Genomic DNA, 16,597 nt, shown 5'->3' on the forward strand with positions numbered 1-16,597 from the left:
CATGTGACGCCCCATTCAGAGACTGAATAAGCCGTCTGCGTTCACAGTCGACCGGCCTGCGCGTTATAGTCGGGCATCCGATTATTTCGCCCCCGCCCTGCCCGTTCAGGTCGGCGTTACCGTTCGAGGATTAGCAGATGAAGTTCGAAGGCACCCAGGCCTACGTCGCCACCGATGACCTGAAGCTGGCGGTCAACGCCGCCATCACCCTGGAGCGGCCGCTGCTGGTCAAGGGCGAGCCGGGCACCGGCAAGACCATGCTCGCCGAGCAACTGGCCGAATCGTTCAATGCCAAGCTGATTACCTGGCACATCAAGTCCACCACCAAGGCCCATCAGGGCCTGTACGAGTACGATGCGGTCAGCCGTCTGCGCGACTCGCAGCTGGGCACTGAAAAAGTCCACGACGTGCGCAACTACCTGAAGAAAGGCAAGCTCTGGGAGGCTTTCGAGTCCGAAGAGCGGGTCATTCTGCTGATCGACGAGATCGACAAGGCCGACATCGAGTTCCCCAACGACTTGCTGCAAGAACTCGACAAGATGGAGTTCTACGTTTACGAGATCGACGAGACCATCAAGGCCAAGAAGCGCCCGATCATCATCATTACCTCCAACAACGAGAAAGAGCTGCCGGACGCCTTTCTGCGCCGCTGCTTCTTCCACTACATCGCCTTCCCCGACCGCACCACCCTGCAGAAAATCGTCGACGTGCATTACCCGGACATCAAGAAGGATCTGGTCAGCGAAGCGCTGGACGTGTTCTTCGATGTACGCAAGGTGCCGGGCCTGAAGAAGAAGCCGTCGACCTCCGAGCTGGTCGATTGGCTGAAACTGCTGATGGCCGACAATATTGGCGAAGCCGTGCTGCGCGAACGCGATCCGACCAAGGCCATTCCGCCGCTGGCCGGTGCCTTGGTGAAGAACGAACAGGACGTGCAACTGCTTGAGCGTCTGGCGTTCATGAGCCGTCGCGGTTCTCGCTAAGAGGCTGATGCCATGTTGCTCAACCTGTTCAATGAAATGCGTGCCGCCAAGGTGCCGGTGTCGGTGCGCGAGCTGCTCGACCTGATCAACGCGCTGAAACAGCGCGTGACCTTCGCCGACATGGACGAGTTCTATTACTTGTCGCGGGCGATTCTGGTGAAGGACGAACGTCATTTCGACAAATTCGACCGTGCGTTCGGCGCCTACTTCAATGGCCTCGAAAAGCTCGACGATCATTTACAGGCACTGATTCCCGAAGAGTGGCTGCGCAAGGAGTTCGAGCGCTCGCTGAGCGACGAGGAACGCGCGCAAATCCAGTCCCTCGGCGGTCTCGACAAACTGATCGAAGAATTCAAGAAGCGTCTGGAAGAACAGAAGGAACGTCACGCCGGCGGCAACAAATGGATCGGCACCGGCGGCACTAGCCCGTTTGGCTCCGGCGGCTTCAACCCGGAAGGCATTCGGGTGGGCGATGCCGGCAAGCGTCAGGGCAAAGCGGTAAAAGTCTGGGATCAGCGCGAATACAAGAACCTTGATGACTCGGTGGAACTGGGCACGCGCAATATCAAAGTCGCTTTGCGTCGCCTGCGTAAATTCGCCCGCCAAGGCGCGGCGGAAGAGCTCGACATCGACGGCACCATCGACCACACCGCCAAAGATGCGGGCCTGCTGAACATCCAGATGCGCCCGGAGCGGCGCAACACGGTGAAGCTGTTGTTGCTGTTCGATATCGGCGGCTCGATGGACGCCCACGTGAAGATCTGCGAGGAGCTGTTCTCGGCCTGTAAAACCGAGTTCAAGCATCTGGAGTACTTCTATTTCCACAACTTCGTTTATGAGTCGGTGTGGAAGAACAACATGCGTCGCACTTCCGAGCGCACTTCTACCCAGGATCTGCTGCACAAGTACGGCGCTGACTATAAGGTGATTTTCATTGGCGACGCCGCGATGGCGCCTTACGAAATCACCCAGGCCGGCGGCAGTGTCGAGCACTGGAACGAAGAGCCGGGTTATGTGTGGATGCAGCGGTTTATGGAGAAGTACAAGAAGCTCATCTGGATTAACCCGTATCCGAAAGATACCTGGGGGTATACCTCGTCGACCAATATCGTGAGGGATTTGATCGAGGATCAGATGTATCCGTTGACGTTGCGTGGGCTTGAGGAAGGGATGCGGTTTTTGTCCAAATAATCTGCTTTGCCTGGGCGGACGCTATCGCGAGCAGGCTCACTCCTACATTTGGAATGCGTTCCCCTGTAGGAGTGAGCCTGCTCGCGATGCTTCTAGGTATGTTTAAAGCGCTGCAGATAATCGACATGCTCACGATGCGCAACGTCTTGCACCACCGGCCGCAACCGCACCTGCGCCCCCGGCAGGCACTGCGCCAACCGCGCCAACGCCAACGGCGTTAATGCCCCCAACCGTGGATAGCCACCAATCGTCTGCCGATCATTGAGCAACACAATCGGCTGCCCGTCCGGTGGCACCTGCACCGCGCCCAACGGAATCCCCTCGGAAATCATCGGCTGGCCTTGATATTCCAACGCCTTGCCCAGCAAACGAATGCCCATGCGATCCGCGCGACTGTCCAGCGTCCACGCACTGTTAAACACATCAAACAGACTCTGCCCGCTGAACTGACCGATCTGTGCGCCGAGCACCAGATCCAGCGGCGCATTCGATTTCAGATCCGGCCGTAAATCCACAGGCACCTCGCGAACATACAGCGATTCTCCGTGATAACTCAGCGCCGAACCCTTGGCCAATGGCAAGCCCATGCCATCGAGGCCGCCGAGCTCTTCGCGCACCACTGTGGCACTGCTGCCCAATACCTTCGGCGCCACAAAACCACCGGGCGCCGCCAGGTACGCCCGAGCGCCGAGCAGCGGTTGCGTGAACTGCAACCGCTGACCTTTGCCCAATTTGAAACTGCGCCACGGCGCCAACGGCTGACCATCAACCTGCGCGCCAAGATCCGCCCCGGCCAGCGCCAGCAAGCAATCCTCTTCAGCCAACACGGTAAAGCCGCCGAGGGTGATTTCGATCACAGCCACATCCAGCCCATTGCCCAGCAGCCAGTTGGCCCAGCTCATCGAGCACCAATCCGCCGCGCCGCCCTGGGTCACGCCCAGATGCCGCACGCCAAACCGCCCGGCGTCTTGCAACAGGCACAGCGGCGTACTCGCCTCAATCGTCAGTCGGCTCATGCCTGCACCTCCAGTGGCGTGTCGTCGCCGCCCAGGCGGATGAATTCGGCGTGGCTGACCGCCTCGAAACGCACAGTGTCGCCGGGTTGCATCAGGCTGTAGCCGTCGCGATGACGATCAAACAGTTTCGCCGGCGTGCGACCGATCAGGTTCCAGCCACCGGGAGACACGACCGGATAGGCTGCCGTTTGCCGTTCAGCAATACCGACGCTGCCAGCCGCGACTTTCTTGCGCGGGGTGTTCAAGCGTGGCGCTGCGAGGATTTCTTCGACCAGCCCCATGAAGGCAAAGCCGGGCGCAAAACCGAGAGCGAACACCTGATATTCGCGGCCGCTGTGGCGACGGATCACCTCCTCCAGCGCCAGCCCACTGCGCTCAGCCAGCAAGCTCAATTCAGGCCCGACGCTCAAGTCATACCAGACCGGCAGCACATGACATTGACCGGCGGATCGTGAATTCGGCGACAGATCAATCAGCGCCTCAGCGATCAATGCCCGCGCCTGATTCGGGCTCAAAACCGTCAAATCGTAATGCACCATCAACGTCGTGTACGACGGCACCAGATCGATCAATTGATCGCCGAACACCGCTCGCAAACGCTCACTGGCAGCGAGCATCCACGGCATGTTGGCCTCAGCGATTTCATCGAACAGGCGCAGCATCAGGCAATCCAGTGCCACCACTTCAATCCTTGGGTTCATTGCGCATCCTGCTGATTCAAGGCCTCGCGAATACGCTGCACGGCGGCCACCGAACTGGCGTTGTCGCCGTGTACGCAGAGGGTATTGGCATGCAGGCGCAAGGCGCTGCCATCGCTGGCGGTGAGGTTGTCACCAAGGGCAATGGTCAGTGCCTGTTCGATGATTTTTTCAGGCTCGTGATGCACCGCACCCGGCAGTTGTCGCGAGACCAGTTTGCCGGCGCTGTCATAGGCGCGGTCGGCGAAGGCTTCGAACCACAACGTCACGCCATACTCATCACCAATTTGCTGTGCAGCCGAGTTGTCGCGAGTGGCCATCAACATCAGCGGCAGACTGCGATCGTAAGCTGCTACGGCCTGAATCACCGCACGCAGTTGTGCCGGGTTGGCCATCATGTCGTTGTACATCGCGCCGTGCGGTTTGACGTAGCTGACCCGCCCGCCCTGCGCTTTGCAAATGCCGTCGAGGGCGCCGATCTGGTAATGCAGGATGTCTTGCAGCTCTTGCGCTGAATACGCCATGGAACGGCGGCCGAAGCCGACCAGATCCTGATAAGCCGGATGCGCGCCGATCTTGACCCCGTGGCTCAGCGCCAAGCTGACGGTCTTGCGCATGATGCTCGGATCGCCGGCATGGAAGCCGCAGGCGACGTTGGCGCAATCGATTAAGGGCATGACCTCGGCATCCAGACCCATGGTCCAGCTGCCGAAGCTCTCGCCAATGTCGCAATTCAATAGCAGGCGGCTCACGGTGAACACTCCTGTAGCGTCTTGTCTTTTTATCTGTAGGAATTTGTTTCGCAGGTTATCAGCTACTGCGCGTCCAGTTGCTTGCCACGGGTTTCCGGCAGGCTCAACGCCGCGATAATCACTACGCCGTAAGACACTGCAGCAAAGGCACCAATACCGACGCTCAATGGCACGGTCTGGCTAAGCAAACCGATCAGCAGCGGAAACAATGCCGCCAGCGCCCGCCCGATGTTGTAGCAAAAGCCCTGCCCCGAACCGCGAATCCGTGTTGGAAACAACTCAGTGAGAAACGCGCCCATGCCGCTGAAGATCCCCGAGGCAAAGAAGCCCAGCGGAAAGCCCAGCCACAGCATCACGCCGTTACTCACCGGCAATTGCGTATAGAGCAGCACGATGGTGAATGAGCCGACCGCGAACAGGATGAAATTCTTTTTGCGGCCGAGCAGATCGGTCAGATAGGCGCTGATCACATAGCCGACGTAAGAGCCAACAATCACCATCGCCAGATAGCCGCCAGTGCCGAGCACGCTCAAGCCGCGTTCGTTCTTGAGGAAGGTCGGCAGCCAGGAAGTGATCGCGTAATAACCGCCCAAAGCTCCCGTGGTCAGCAGCGAAGCGCGGAACGTGGTGAAGAGCATGCCCGGCGCGAAGATCTCGTAAAACTTCGATTGATTCTCCGGCGTTTGTTGGGCTTTAGCCTCGCGATAGATCTCCGGATCCTTGACCAGACGGCGGACGAAAATCACAAAAATCGCCGGTACGATGCCGAGGATGAACAGCGCGCGCCAGGCGTCTTCCGGCGGCAACACCGAGAACAGCAGCGCATACAGAATCGCCGTCAGGCCCCAGCCCAACGCCCACCCGGATTGCACCATGCCCACCGCTTTGCCGCGATCCTTGGCGCGGATCACCTCACCGATCAGCACCGCGCCGGCCGTCCATTCGCCGCCGAAACCGAAGCCCATCAAGGTGCGGGCGATCAGCAATTGTTCGTAGTTTTGCGCGAAGCCGCAGAGGAAGGTGAAGAAGGCGAACCACAGCACCGTCAATTGCAGGGTGCGCACGCGGCCGATGCGGTCGGAGAGAATCCCGGCGACCCACCCGCCAATCGCCGAAGCAATCAAGGTGCTGGTGTGAATCAGCCCGGCCTCGCCGGTGGTGATGCCCCACATCGCAATCAGCGTCGGCACGACGAAGCTGAGCATCTGCGTGTCCATGCCGTCCAGACCGTAGCCGATCTTGCAGCTCCAGAACGTGCGGCGCTCCTGCTGGTTGATGTTGCGATACCAGTCGAACGGCCCCGGACGCGCCGGTGCCGAGGATGCTTCTAGGGTGTCGGGAGCACTCATGGCTTATCTCCGCAGGTTTTTTATTGGTCTTGTTCGCAGCCCCGACGACGCCTATCGTGGGGACCGGATGCATCGATTTTTCGTCGCCCGGCCCTTGCGCGTCCAACGAATAAAAACCCGCCTTAGGCATAAGAAAAATTTGTCACCCGAGCCTTGCCCATGAACCTGAAGTTTCTCGAGACCTTTGTCTGGGTCGCCCGCCTGAAGAGCTTTCGCCTGACCGCCGACAAGCTGTTCACCACCCAGGCGTCGATTTCGAGCCGCATTGCGGTGCTGGAGGGCGAGCTGGGGGTTAAGCTGTTTCTGCGCGATTCGCGCGGTGTCAGCCTGACGCCCGAAGGCCTGAAAGTGCTGGAATATGCCGAGCAGATGCTCGACACCATGTCGGCGCTCAAGCAGTCGATCGAAACCCGCTCAAGCAAGGTCGGCCGCGTGCGCATCGGCGTGATGGACACGGTGATCCACACTTGGCTGAGCCCGTTGGTGGCGCAGATGACCGATCTGTATCCACGGGTGGAAATCGAACTGGTGGCGGATACCTCGCTGAACCTCTGCGATCAGCTGCAAAAAGGCTTTCTTGATCTGATTCTGCAAACCGATCTGGTGCGCCATGAAAGTGTGCGCAGTTTGGAGTTGGCCAGCCATCCGTTGGGCTGGATCGTCGCCAGTAATTCGATCTACAACCGCGACTACGCCGACCTCGCTGAACTGGCGCAGGAACGCATCATCACTTACTCGAAAAACTCCCGGCCGCATCAAGACCTTGTGGCGTTGATGCAGGCGAACGGGGTGCTGGCACCGCGCTTGAACTGCGTGAATTCGGTGTCGGCGATCACACGGTTGTTGCGCGATGGTTTCGGGATTGGCGTGCTGCCGCCGGTGCTGGTAGCGGAAGAATTGGCGCGGGGGGAACTGACCTTGCTGGCCATTGATCAGCGGCCGCCGGACTTGCAGGTGGTGGTGTCGTGGCGGGTGGGGGTTGAGTGGGTCGAGGAGATTGTGACGTTGTGTCAGCAGGTGTTGGCGGGGTATGCGCAAAAGGTCGGCAAGGACTACATCACCCTCACTGTCTGAACACACCTTTGTGGTGAGGGGATTTATCCCCGACCGGCTGCGCAGCAGTCGTAATCCAACCATCGCGGTCTTTCTGAAACACCGAGTCTCATGGTTTTGGGGCTGCTTCGCAGCCCATCGGGGATAAATCCCCTCGCCACAAAATCCCTTTAGCCACAAAGTTGGTGATCAGAGGCCACGCATGTCGCGGTCTTCGATCGGGCGGCTCTGGCGCAAGCGGCGGCCACCGAGCACCACCCAGTCGATCAGGCGGAACAGGCACTCAATGCCGAAGGACAGCAGCAACGCCCCGCTCATGCCCCAGATCATCGCTTCCGGGGTTAGCAGAATCTGGTAGCTGTAGCCATTCCAGGTTTCCTTGCGAATGTCCGGATCCGCCGCCAGCACTACTTGCAGGAAGCGGATGTACCACGGGCCCTGCATTGCCTGGAACTGTTTATCCAACGCGAGCTGACGATCGAGCAAGGTGCTCAGGCTGTCGGCATCGCTGCGAAACACCGGGTCTTCGCTGGCGCGGTAATGCGCCACCAGCGCCTGGATGTCGCCCTTGAAGAACTGCTCGGCGGTGCCCTGGAACCCGCGCAAACCAGTCTGCGCTTCAATCAGATGCGCTTCGACCCGTTTCGCGTAATCGTTGATAAACCCCGGCACCTGGACACCGATCAACAGGCCCGCCGCAAACAACACCAGCCGTAGATAACTGAGCAACATCGGGGATAGATCCTTATGCGGTCTTGCCCTGGCTGACGCATTCGCCGCGTCGCCACAGGCTCCATTGGCCCGGTTCGTAGCGGGTCCAGGTTTCGTTTTCGGTCAACGGTTCGGTGGCAATCACCGTCACTACGTCGTTGGGCGTGGTTTCGGCCTGGAAATCGACGATCACGTCGACATCCTTCAGCCGTGCCGGGCCGAACGGTGCGCGCCGGGTGATCTGTGCGAGTTTGGTCGAGCAATAGCAGAACAGCCAGTCGCCATCACTGAGCAGGCAGTTGAATACGCCTTTGCTGCGGTATTCGGCACAGGCAGCGACCAGATCCGGCAGTAGCGCTTCTATATCGACCGGCTCCGGAAAAGCTGCACGTACGCGGTTGAGCAAATCGCAGAACGCCGCCTCGCTGTCGGTATCGCCGACCGGGCGGTAGAAACTTTTGATCGGCGTGAAGTCGGCGAGCTGGCCGTTGTGCGCGAAGCACCAGTTGCGCCCCCACAACTCGCGGACGAACGGGTGGGTGTTGGACAGGCAGACCTTGCCGACGTTGGCCTGGCGGATGTGGCCGATGACCACTTCGCTTTTGATCGGATAACGCTGCACCAGATTGGCGACTTCCGATTCGCAACTCGCTGCCGGGTCCTGGAACAGGCGCAAACCGCGGCCTTCATAGAAGGCGATGCCCCAGCCATCGCGGTGCGGGCCGGTACGCCCGCCGCGCTGCATCAGACCGGTGAAGCTGAAGACGATGTCGGTCGGCACGTTGGCACTCATGCCCAGTAATTCACACATGTGCGGACTCTCGGGATTACAGACGCGGCTCGACCCGCATGCGCTGCGGATTGTTCGGGACCGGTGGCCGGCCGTAGCGGTCATCACCGGCAGCGCCGAACGGTTGATCGTCGTCGCGGTCATCGGCACGGGCGGCGGCTTTGGCCGCTTCGGCCTGTTCGCGGCGAGCCTTGGAGGCACGTTCGATCGGGAAGCGGATCAGCACGAAGATCAGGTAGATGCCGAAAGCGATCATGCCGTACATGAACAGATCGGAGACTGCACGCCAGGCGTTGTTGCCGACCTTGAAGGCCAGGTCCAGCGCGGTGATGGCGATGGCCGGCGCAACCTTTTCCTTGACCGGGTCAATGATGGTCGGGCTGAACAGCAACACCGCCATCAACACGCGCAGCGGTTCGCGCAGCCAGCGCCACATCCAGGTAGTCAGGCGCATCCATACCAACAGGCAGCCCACAGCGGCAAAGGCGTAGAGGCCCCAGGCGATCAGATAGTCGTTCTCGGTCATGGTGTCCATGGCAAGGCAGGCAAAGAGGCGCTTATAGTAACGACTTTTCGCCCATCCGGCTTGTCCCAATAGACATGCGACCTGTAGGAGTGAGCCTGCTCGCGATGACGGACAGCCTGACAACATTGATGTTGAATGTGCCGGCCTTATCGCGAGCAGGCTCACTCCTACAGGGTCTGCGGCGGTTTCAAGCGCTGCGAAAACCCCTATTCCGTACATTGTTCGAGAGCCTTCCATGCCCCAATCCGCCAATGCCATCAGTGCCCCGATTGCCCACAAGGCGCCCGGTGCCGACCCGTACGCCTGGCTGCAGGAACGCGACACCGACGCGGTGCTCGATTACCTCAAGGCCGAAAACGCTTACCAAGAGGCACAGACCGCCGATCAGGCCGAGTTGCGCGAATCTCTGTTCGAAGAGATCAAGGGGCGGATTCTGGAAACCGACCTGTCCCTGCCCTCGCCGTGGGGCCCCTACCTGTATTACACGCGCACCACGGCAGGTGACGAATACGCCCGGCACTATCGCTGCCCGCGCCCGGCCGACGACAGCCTGACCCTCGACGAAAGCCGCGAACAACTGCTGCTCGACCCGAATGAACTGGCCAATGGCGGTTTTTTCTCGCTGGGTGCCTTCAGCATCAGCCCCGACCACCAGCGTCTGGCCTACAGCGTCGACGCCACGGGCGATGAGATTTACACGCTGTTCGTCAAGGAACTGTCCAACGACAAAGTCAGCGAGCTGGAATTCGCAGACTGCGACGGCAGCATGACCTGGGCCAACGACAGCCTGACGCTGTTCTTCGGCGTGCTCGACGACACCCACCGGCCGCACAAACTGTTGCGTTACCGCCTCGATGGCACTGCCGCTGAAGAGGTCTTCCACGAGGCGGACGGGCGTTTCTTCCTGCATTGCTACCGCGCAAGCTCCGAACAGCAATTGCTGTTGTCGCTGGGCAGCAAGACCACCAGCGAAGTCTGGGTGCTCGATGCCAATCAGCCGCACCTGCCGTTCACCTGCCTGGCGCCACGGGTCGAAGACCACGAATACGACGTCGATCACGGCCTGCTCGATGGCGCGTGGACATGGTTTATCCGCACCAACCGCGACGGCATCAACTACGCCCTGTATCAGGCACCGGACACCGGCATTGCGCCGACCGAAGCCGAGTGGCAGAACCTGATCCCGCACAGCGACACGGTGATGCTCGATGGCGTCAGCCTCAACACCGAGGCGATGACCCTGAGCTTGCGCGAAGGTGGTCTGCCGATCATCGAAGTTCACCCACAAGGCCTGGCGCCTTATCGCGTGCAATTGCCGGACGCGGCCTACAGCCTGTATGTGCAAAACAGCCTGGAGTTTGAAAGCGACCGCATTCGTCTGCGCTACGAGGCCTTGAACCGTCCGGCGCAGGTGCGCCAGTTGTTGCTGGCGAGCGGCGAGCAAGCCGTCCTCAAGGAAACCCCGGTGCTCGGTCCGTTCGACGCCGACGCCTACGTCAGCCAGCGCCTGTGGGCGTCGGCGCCGGACGGCACGCTGGTGCCGATCAGCCTGGTGATGAAACGCGAAATGGTCGGTAAGGCCGTGCCGCTGTATCTGTACGGTTATGGCGCTTACGGTTCGAGCCTCGATCCGTGGTTCTCCCACGCGCGCCTGAGCCTTTTGGATCGCGGCATGGCCTTTGCCATCGCCCACGTGCGTGGCGGCGGTGAGCTGGGCGAGGTCTGGTATCGCGCCGGCAAGCAGGAACACAAGCACAACACCTTCAGCGATTTCATTGCCTGCGCCGAATTTTTGATCCTCAACGGCATCACCACTGCCGAGAAACTGGCGATCAGCGGCGGCAGCGCCGGTGGCTTGCTGATCGGCGCGGTGCTCAACCAGCGTCCGGATCTGTTCGGCGTGGCGATTGCCGAAGTGCCGTTCGTCGACGTGCTCAACACCATGCTCGACCCGGAGTTACCACTGACCGTCACCGAATACGACGAGTGGGGCAACCCTGAAGAGCCAGACGTTTACGAGCGGATCAAGGCCTACGCGCCGTACGAAAACGTCAGTGCGCAGAATTATCCTGCGACGCTGGTAATCGCCGGCTACAACGACAGCCGCGTGCAGTACTGGGAAGCGGCCAAGTGGGTGGCGAAGTTACGCGCGACCAAGACCGACGATAATCTGCTGCTGCTCAAGACTGAACTGGGAGCCGGCCACGGCGGGATGAGCGGGCGTTATCAGGGATTACGTGACGTAGCGCTCGAATACGCATTTGTTTTCAAGGTTTTGGGCATTGCCTGAGGAACTCCACCGGTCACTTGGGTCTTAACTCCAGACCCAAGAGGCCGATACTCATAGATCCCTGTAGGAGCTGCCGAAGGCTGCGATCTTTTGATCTTGCCTTTTAAAAAATCAAAATCAAATGATCGCAGCCTTCGGCAGCTCCTACATGGGGATTGTGTAATGCCTGGAATCCGTGACAACAGAATAAGACCGTGACGACATGTCAGAACCGACCTTCCTGAACAACGAAATCCGCGACTGGCTGATGGACTGCGGCCTGTTCGATCAATTGCAACTGGCCGACTTTGCGGCCGCTTCCGGCTATTTCAGCATCAGCACCGTGGCTGAAGGCGAGGCGATTTTCCGTGAGGGCGATGCCGGCAGTTTCATGTGCATCCTCCACACCGGTCAGGTCGCCGTGCAGAAAACCGGGCCCGACGGCCAGGTCATCACCATGGCCACCCTGCGCAGCGGTCGGGCCTTTGGCGAAATGGCCGTGCTCGACGGTGAACGCCGTTCGGCTACCTGCATCGCCGCGAGCAACTGTCAGTTGCTCAACCTCGGCAAAGACTCCCTGGAAAAAATGCTCAACGACGCACCGAAAATCGCCGCGAAGATCATCCGTGCCCTCGCCGTTTCGCTGTCGAAACGCCTGCGCATGGCCGACGGTCAATTAGCGGCGCAACAGGTTTAACCGCCGGGGGATTTTGCCTTGGTGCCGGTCGGCTCAATGCCTTGCACCGGTTGATCCTTGCTCGGCGGGCTGGGCATTTCGATCGGCACCAGCGGCGGGCTGCCACTGCCGGCGCCCGACTTGGGAATGTTGATCGGGGTGATCTGCGGATACGGTGTCGGCGTTGCAGTACCGGGCGAGCCGGGTTGCGGCGCCGGGCTGAGCGGAATCGACTGTTGCGCCTGCGCTGCAGTAATCGTGAGCGCGGCCAAGGCAATGACCGTTAGAATGGTGCGCTTCATCAAGGGCTCCGTTTGGCCTCTAGTCTGCGCTCAGGCTACTCCCAACGGGCCTGCTTGCCTTCCCCCTTGTAGAGATTTCCATGAAACGTTTCGTTCTGCTCGACACCACCCCGATCCCTGAAAGCGGCGGTGCCCTGTGCCTGTTCGAGTATGGCGAGGACTTCGTCATCAAGATCCAGGGCGGAGACGGCGGGCAATTGATGAACACGCGCATGCACGGCTCCGAAGATGCGCTGGCCGAGATTCCGTGCCGCAAGGTCGCTGGGCGGCCGGATTCGCGGGTGCTGATCGGCGGCTTGGGCATGGGTTTCACCCTCGCCTCGGCGCTCAAGCATCTGGGCAAGACCGCTGAAGTGGTGGTCGCAGAACTGGTGCCCGGCGTGGTCGAGTGGAACCGTGGCCCGCTCGGCGAGAAGTCTGGCCGGCCGTTGCTCGATCCGCGCACCGTCATCCGTCAGGAAGATGTGGCCAAGGTGCTGCAAAGCGAACCGAACGGCTTCGACGCGATCATGCTCGACGTCGACAACGGCCCCGAAGGCCTGACCCAGAAGGCCAACAGCTGGCTGTACTCCGCCGCTGGCCTGAATGCCTGCGCCAAGGCATTGCGTCCGAAAGGCGTACTGGCGGTGTGGTCGGCCAGCGCTGATCGGCTGTTTTCCGACAAATTGAAGAAGGCCGGTTTCAAGGCCGAAGAGGTCCAGGTCTTCGCCCACGGCAACAAGGGCACGCGCCACACAATCTGGATTGCCGAGAAGCTCAAGGGCTGAGCTAAACTCTGCGCATAACCGTCATTAGTCTTTTACAAAGGTGAACCCATGAGTTCGTCCACCCCAACCAATACGTCGAAGCTGGATCGCATCCTCGCCGACAACCAGCGCGACAAGGAAATGGGCTACCGCGACAAGGCCCTGAAGATGTATCCGCACGTCTGTGGCCGCTGCACCCGTGAATTTTCCGGCAAGCGCCTGAGCGAACTGACCGTGCACCACCGCGATCACAACCACGACAACAACCCGCAAGACGGCTCGAACTGGGAATTGTTGTGCCTGTATTGCCACGACAACGAACATTCGCGGTATACCGATCAGCAGTACTTCAGCGAAGGCTCGCTGAGCACGCCGAAGATTGCCAAGGCGACGCACAACCCGTTTGCCGCCCTCGCCGGGCTGATGAAAAAAGAAGATTAATGATCTTCATCGCCTGAACTGGCCCCATCGCTGGCAAGCCAGCTCCCACAGTGATCAGGCTCGTTCACAAATTTTGTGTGTATCCAGGAAACCTGTGGGAGCTGGCTTGCCAGCGATGAGGCCGGGCCAGACACCGCAGATCTCGAATCTGCCCGCACTCCCCCAATCCCCGTATAATCGCGCTCTTTTTTCCCGAAGGCACCCCGCTCGTGGCAGACAAACGGTACAGCTGCATTGGTTTGTATAACCCCAAATCACCGGAGAACGTCGGTTCGGTGATGCGCGCCGCAGGCTGCTATGGCGTGGCATCGGTGTTCTACACCGGCAAGCGTTATGAACGCGCCGCCGATTTCGTCACCGACACCAAGCGCGTGCACTACGACATCCCGCTGATCGGCATCGACGATCTGAAAAAGATCCTCCCGCTCAACTGCGTACCGGTTGCCGTGGAACTGGTCGAGGGCGCCCGCCCACTGCCGGAATACACCCACCCGGATCGCGCGCTGTACATCTTCGGCCCGGAAGACGGCTCGCTGGATAAAGAAATCCGCGACTGGTGCGAAGACGTTGTGTACATCCCGACCACCGGCTGCATGAACCTCGCCGCCACGGTCAACGTCGTGCTCTACGACCGCATGGCCAAAGGCTTGAACACCCGCTCCGGGCCAAAATTCCGCTAAAGCGTCGAACATCCGATGGAACAAGCTGGCCGCTTGCGCAGTCAGCTTGTTTATCCATTATTCATTGCCTGGAGAAAGATCATGACCGAGCTCAAACGCGTCGAGCGTATCGAATCCACCCCGTTCCAAAGCCGTTCCGAGCAGAACGTTGAAGGCTGGGAGCGCATCGGCTCGTTGGCCGGTGGCGTGATCATGGTCGGCAAGGGCCTGCGCCGTGGCGGTGTGTTCGGTCTGATTCAGGTGGCGATTGGCGGCGTGGCCATGGCGCGCGGGATTACCGGGCACAGCTCGGTGAAAAGCCTGATAGAGAAAAGCCGTCAGGACATGAACAACGTGCGGGCGAAGATCGAGCGTGCCGGGGAAGAGTTGAGCAAGCTGAAGGCGAATGCCGAAGCAGCGACCAGCTCGGCGACGGTGACCGGCAATGATTCAGTGAAATCGCCGAAAGCCGGGGTTTAAAAGCACAAGATCGCAGCCTGCGGCAGCTCCTACAGGGAAACGCATTCCACATGTAGGAGCTGCCGCAGGCTGCGATCTTTTGATCTTTATTGCAGTAACTCGGTATCAAGGACTTTCGAGGACTCGCCGAGCACACTCTCAGCCAGTCGCACAAACTCTTTAGTACTCACCGTCCCCAAATGCATCGCCCCGCGCAACACATCATCCAGCGAGCGCTTGTTACGCGTTTTCAGACGAATCTCGCGATCCAGTTCCTGCAACAAAATCACCGCTTTTGACACCTGCGCCGGGCTGACCTGCGCGCCACGCAACGTCGTGACTTTCTGACTGTCCTTGGCCAGTTTCGCCTGCAACCCCTGATAGCGCTCATCACTCATGCCACCGGCGCGGCGCACCAGTTCGATCGCGTAATACTCGGCAAAACCCTCGCTGATCCAGTCGCTGCGCTGCTCGTCACTGATCCGTCCGAACACCTGCGCCAGCTCCCGCACCAATGCGCTGCTGCCGCTTTCACTGACCAGCGGCAATCGGCTATTCACGAAGATCGATTCATGCGCGCCAAGGCTGCCACGCCACATCGGGTCATTGGCGCCGACGATCAACAGTTTCGCCGGATGCCGTGGGTAAACCGCCTGCACCTGCGGCCAGACGAATGTCAGCAACGTCAGCACGTCCATGCGGCGCATGCCCTGCCCTTGCGGCGAAGCCACGGTGACTTCGGTTTCGCCCAGTCGCGTGCGGCGACTGCCGAGGTGGCCGGCGAGCATCCAGCCGGTCGGGCGGTCGAACAGGCGTGACGGGTTATCGATGCGGAATTTGTTCTTGCCGATACGTGGCCATGCGGTTTCGACGCTTTTCCAGCCTTCGGGCAATTCGAATTGCAGGCGCGCGACCAGTTCGGTGCCGTCCTGTTGATCGAGTTTGGCCGGCGGCACCAACTCGTCGCCGCGCATCAACGCCCAACTCGGGGTCATGCGTGTGTCGAAGCTGCCGTTCTTGCGACCGTGGCTGAGGCGTACGCGGTAGGTCAGGCTGGCCTTGTCACTGTTCGGCCGCCAGACGCCGCGAGCGTGTGTGCCCGGCGTCAGCAGCCATTGGCCGTCGGCCTTGAAATCGCTGTAATGGCTGCCGTCGCCGAGGTCGAAATCGAGGCTGCGCACGGCTTCGCCTTTGGCCAGGGTCAGGCGCACTTCGGCCTGATCGCTTTGCGGCAACAGGCGCACGTGGTAATCGAGGTCGACTTTCTGCGCCGCCCATACCGGTGCGCTCAGCGCCAGCAGTACGACGAGCAGCGCCTGAGGCAATCCCACAGCCATACACACTCCTTGTGGCTAGCGAGCCTGCTCGCAGGCCCGAATGATCGGGAGCAAGCTCCCTCGCTACAGATTGTTCAGTTAACCCGCGCGGAAAATCAGGTGATCTTCCCAATCGTCTTCCGGCACGCTGCCCTCGGCGAGCATGCGCCCGGACTGGGAAATCCGCTCGCGGTGCACCGCGTCACGGTCGCCGCAGACCAAGTGATGCCACAGCGGCAGGTCCTTGCCCTCGCTGACCAGACGATACCCGCAGGTCGGCGGCAGCCATTTGAACTCTTCGGCCTGGCCCGGCGTGAGCTGAATGCAGTCGGGGACAAACTTGATGCGATTCGGGTAGTCGCTGCACTGGCAGGTGTTCAGGTCGAGCAGTGTGCAGGCGATGCGCGTGTAATAGACGCTGTTGTCTTCTTCATCCTCGAGCTTTTGCAGGCAGCACAGACCACAGCCGTCGCACAGCGATTCCCATTCCTGGTGATTCAACTGATCGAGGGTTTTGTGTTTCCAGAACGGTTCGACTTCGGCGGCCATGGCTCAAGCATCAACATCAGGTGGTGAAAAGGCCGCCAGTCTAGTGCCCAAGGCCTTGTCGGCCAAGCGCTGGCGACTATCGGTTACACAGGGCTTGTCAGCTTTTGTGCA

19 protein-coding genes are annotated in these 16,597 nt (G+C 60.2%); 9 read left to right on the top strand and 10 right to left on the bottom strand.

Annotated elements, in window-relative coordinates:
• Nucleotides 1–137 precede the first annotated feature (137 nt).
• Nucleotides 138–983, top strand: coding sequence for an AAA family ATPase (locus ACQ4MY_RS20585; RefSeq protein WP_008085923.1), 846 nt, complete (start codon nt 138–140; stop codon nt 981–983).
• 12 nt (nt 984–995) lie between these two features.
• The gene (locus ACQ4MY_RS20590; RefSeq protein WP_053118130.1) at nt 996–2,174 is read left to right on the top strand and encodes a vWA domain-containing protein; all 1,179 of its coding nucleotides are present in this window, start codon (nt 996–998) and stop codon (nt 2,172–2,174) included.
• A 92-nt stretch (nt 2,175–2,266) separates the two neighbouring features.
• Here the strand turns inward: ACQ4MY_RS20590 and ACQ4MY_RS20595 are convergent, their stop codons facing one another.
• From ACQ4MY_RS20595 to ACQ4MY_RS20610, 4 genes are all read right to left on the bottom strand, one after another.
• Nucleotides 2,267–3,190, bottom strand: coding sequence for a biotin-dependent carboxyltransferase family protein (locus ACQ4MY_RS20595; protein ID WP_440096296.1), 924 nt, complete (start codon nt 3,188–3,190; stop codon nt 2,267–2,269).
• Nucleotides 3,187–3,891 carry a 5-oxoprolinase subunit PxpB gene (gene pxpB / locus ACQ4MY_RS20600; protein ID WP_440096297.1) on the bottom strand — a complete coding sequence of 235 codons (705 nt, stop codon included), beginning with the start codon at nt 3,889–3,891 and terminating at the stop codon, nt 3,187–3,189. Before pxpB ends, ACQ4MY_RS20595 begins: the two co-directional genes overlap by 4 nt.
• Nucleotides 3,888–4,640 carry a 5-oxoprolinase subunit PxpA gene (locus tag ACQ4MY_RS20605; protein ID WP_440096298.1) on the bottom strand — a complete coding sequence of 251 codons (753 nt, stop codon included), beginning with the start codon at nt 4,638–4,640 and terminating at the stop codon, nt 3,888–3,890. The genes pxpB and ACQ4MY_RS20605 overlap by 4 nt, the downstream gene beginning before the upstream one ends.
• A gap of 62 nt (nt 4,641–4,702) precedes the next feature.
• Nucleotides 4,703–5,989 carry an MFS transporter gene (locus ACQ4MY_RS20610; protein WP_440096299.1) on the bottom strand — a complete coding sequence of 429 codons (1,287 nt, stop codon included), beginning with the start codon at nt 5,987–5,989 and terminating at the stop codon, nt 4,703–4,705.
• A gap of 159 nt (nt 5,990–6,148) precedes the next feature.
• On the opposite strand from ACQ4MY_RS20610, the gene ACQ4MY_RS20615 reads away from it, so the two are divergent.
• Nucleotides 6,149–7,063 carry a LysR family transcriptional regulator gene (locus ACQ4MY_RS20615; RefSeq protein WP_158835425.1) on the top strand — a complete coding sequence of 305 codons (915 nt, stop codon included), beginning with the start codon at nt 6,149–6,151 and terminating at the stop codon, nt 7,061–7,063.
• 168 nt (nt 7,064–7,231) lie between these two features.
• Here ACQ4MY_RS20615 and ACQ4MY_RS20620 read toward each other — a convergent pair whose 3' ends face one another.
• From ACQ4MY_RS20620 to ACQ4MY_RS20630, 3 genes are read right to left on the bottom strand one after another with little or no spacing between them, the layout of a single operon-like run.
• Nucleotides 7,232–7,774 (bottom strand): DUF2937 family protein, encoded by a 543-nt coding sequence (locus ACQ4MY_RS20620; protein WP_440096300.1) that lies wholly within the window; start codon nt 7,772–7,774, stop codon nt 7,232–7,234.
• A gap of 13 nt (nt 7,775–7,787) precedes the next feature.
• Nucleotides 7,788–8,564, bottom strand: a complete 777-nt coding sequence (locus ACQ4MY_RS20625) for a class II glutamine amidotransferase (RefSeq protein WP_440096301.1) — start codon at nt 8,562–8,564, stop codon at nt 7,788–7,790.
• A 16-nt stretch (nt 8,565–8,580) separates the two neighbouring features.
• Nucleotides 8,581–9,078 carry an MFS transporter gene (locus ACQ4MY_RS20630; RefSeq protein ID WP_158835419.1) on the bottom strand — a complete coding sequence of 166 codons (498 nt, stop codon included), beginning with the start codon at nt 9,076–9,078 and terminating at the stop codon, nt 8,581–8,583.
• A gap of 226 nt (nt 9,079–9,304) precedes the next feature.
• Between ACQ4MY_RS20630 and ACQ4MY_RS20635 the strand changes: the two genes are divergently transcribed.
• Both ACQ4MY_RS20635 and ACQ4MY_RS20640 read left to right on the top strand, forming a co-directional pair.
• The gene (locus ACQ4MY_RS20635) at nt 9,305–11,359 is read left to right on the top strand and encodes a S9 family peptidase (RefSeq protein WP_440096302.1); all 2,055 of its coding nucleotides are present in this window, start codon (nt 9,305–9,307) and stop codon (nt 11,357–11,359) included.
• A gap of 202 nt (nt 11,360–11,561) precedes the next feature.
• On the top strand, nt 11,562–12,035 hold the full coding sequence (locus ACQ4MY_RS20640; RefSeq protein ID WP_008085900.1) for a Crp/Fnr family transcriptional regulator: 474 nt from the start codon (nt 11,562–11,564) through the stop codon (nt 12,033–12,035).
• Here the strand turns inward: ACQ4MY_RS20640 and ACQ4MY_RS20645 are convergent.
• A complete protein-coding gene (locus ACQ4MY_RS20645) occupies nt 12,032–12,316 on the bottom strand; it encodes a hypothetical protein (RefSeq protein ID WP_440096303.1) in 285 nt (94 codons plus the stop codon). The two genes, ACQ4MY_RS20640 and ACQ4MY_RS20645, sit on opposite strands and share 4 nt — an antisense overlap.
• A gap of 80 nt (nt 12,317–12,396) precedes the next feature.
• Between ACQ4MY_RS20645 and ACQ4MY_RS20650 the strand changes: the two genes are divergently transcribed.
• The 4 genes from ACQ4MY_RS20650 (at nt 12,397) to ACQ4MY_RS20665 (ending at nt 14,642) form a co-directional block, all read left to right on the top strand.
• Nucleotides 12,397–13,083: a spermidine synthase gene (locus tag ACQ4MY_RS20650; RefSeq protein ID WP_007911335.1), complete on the top strand. Its 687-nt coding sequence runs from the start codon at nt 12,397–12,399 to the stop codon at nt 13,081–13,083.
• A 48-nt stretch (nt 13,084–13,131) separates the two neighbouring features.
• A complete protein-coding gene (locus ACQ4MY_RS20655) occupies nt 13,132–13,503 on the top strand; it encodes a YajD family HNH nuclease (protein WP_007911336.1) in 372 nt (123 codons plus the stop codon).
• Nucleotides 13,504–13,712: 209 nt separating this feature from the next.
• Nucleotides 13,713–14,183 (top strand): RNA methyltransferase, encoded by a 471-nt coding sequence (locus ACQ4MY_RS20660; RefSeq protein WP_007911337.1) that lies wholly within the window; start codon nt 13,713–13,715, stop codon nt 14,181–14,183.
• 81 nt (nt 14,184–14,264) lie between these two features.
• Nucleotides 14,265–14,642 carry a YgaP family membrane protein gene (locus ACQ4MY_RS20665; RefSeq protein WP_008087099.1) on the top strand — a complete coding sequence of 126 codons (378 nt, stop codon included), beginning with the start codon at nt 14,265–14,267 and terminating at the stop codon, nt 14,640–14,642.
• Between the two features lie 86 nt (nt 14,643–14,728).
• Here ACQ4MY_RS20665 and ACQ4MY_RS20670 read toward each other — a convergent pair whose 3' ends face one another.
• Nucleotides 14,729–15,958 carry a hypothetical protein gene (locus ACQ4MY_RS20670; RefSeq protein ID WP_440096305.1) on the bottom strand — a complete coding sequence of 410 codons (1,230 nt, stop codon included), beginning with the start codon at nt 15,956–15,958 and terminating at the stop codon, nt 14,729–14,731.
• Between the two features lie 78 nt (nt 15,959–16,036).
• The gene (locus ACQ4MY_RS20675) at nt 16,037–16,486 is read right to left on the bottom strand and encodes a YcgN family cysteine cluster protein (protein ID WP_440096306.1); all 450 of its coding nucleotides are present in this window, start codon (nt 16,484–16,486) and stop codon (nt 16,037–16,039) included.
• Between the last annotated feature and the right edge of the window lie 111 nt (nt 16,487–16,597).

Source organism: Pseudomonas sp. SM4 (assembly GCF_051913165.1).
Classification (GTDB): Bacteria; Pseudomonadota; Gammaproteobacteria; order Pseudomonadales; family Pseudomonadaceae; genus Aquipseudomonas.

Excerpts from the sequence above, each read along its gene's own strand:
- ACQ4MY_RS20585 (WP_008085923.1), top strand. The coding sequence starts at position 138 with ATGAAGTTCGAAGGCACCCAGGCCTACGTCGCCACCGATGACCTGAAG.
- ACQ4MY_RS20590 (WP_053118130.1), top strand. The coding sequence starts at position 996 with ATGTTGCTCAACCTGTTCAATGAAATGCGTGCCGCCAAGGTGCCGGTG.
- ACQ4MY_RS20595 (WP_440096296.1), bottom strand. The coding sequence starts at position 3,190 with ATGAGCCGACTGACGATTGAGGCGAGTACGCCGCTGTGCCTGTTGCAA.
- pxpB (WP_440096297.1), bottom strand. The coding sequence starts at position 3,891 with ATGAACCCAAGGATTGAAGTGGTGGCACTGGATTGCCTGATGCTGCGC.
- ACQ4MY_RS20610 (WP_440096299.1), bottom strand. The coding sequence starts at position 5,989 with ATGAGTGCTCCCGACACCCTAGAAGCATCCTCGGCACCGGCGCGTCCG.
- ACQ4MY_RS20615 (WP_158835425.1), top strand. The coding sequence starts at position 6,149 with ATGAACCTGAAGTTTCTCGAGACCTTTGTCTGGGTCGCCCGCCTGAAG.
- ACQ4MY_RS20620 (WP_440096300.1), bottom strand. The coding sequence starts at position 7,774 with ATGTTGCTCAGTTATCTACGGCTGGTGTTGTTTGCGGCGGGCCTGTTG.
- ACQ4MY_RS20625 (WP_440096301.1), bottom strand. The coding sequence starts at position 8,564 with ATGTGTGAATTACTGGGCATGAGTGCCAACGTGCCGACCGACATCGTC.
- ACQ4MY_RS20630 (WP_158835419.1), bottom strand. The coding sequence starts at position 9,078 with ATGGACACCATGACCGAGAACGACTATCTGATCGCCTGGGGCCTCTAC.
- ACQ4MY_RS20635 (WP_440096302.1), top strand. The coding sequence starts at position 9,305 with ATGCCCCAATCCGCCAATGCCATCAGTGCCCCGATTGCCCACAAGGCG.
- ACQ4MY_RS20640 (WP_008085900.1), top strand. The coding sequence starts at position 11,562 with ATGTCAGAACCGACCTTCCTGAACAACGAAATCCGCGACTGGCTGATG.
- ACQ4MY_RS20645 (WP_440096303.1), bottom strand. The coding sequence starts at position 12,316 with ATGAAGCGCACCATTCTAACGGTCATTGCCTTGGCCGCGCTCACGATT.
- ACQ4MY_RS20650 (WP_007911335.1), top strand. The coding sequence starts at position 12,397 with ATGAAACGTTTCGTTCTGCTCGACACCACCCCGATCCCTGAAAGCGGC.
- ACQ4MY_RS20655 (WP_007911336.1), top strand. The coding sequence starts at position 13,132 with ATGAGTTCGTCCACCCCAACCAATACGTCGAAGCTGGATCGCATCCTC.
- ACQ4MY_RS20665 (WP_008087099.1), top strand. The coding sequence starts at position 14,265 with ATGACCGAGCTCAAACGCGTCGAGCGTATCGAATCCACCCCGTTCCAA.
- ACQ4MY_RS20670 (WP_440096305.1), bottom strand. The coding sequence starts at position 15,958 with ATGGCTGTGGGATTGCCTCAGGCGCTGCTCGTCGTACTGCTGGCGCTG.
- ACQ4MY_RS20675 (WP_440096306.1), bottom strand. The coding sequence starts at position 16,486 with ATGGCCGCCGAAGTCGAACCGTTCTGGAAACACAAAACCCTCGATCAG.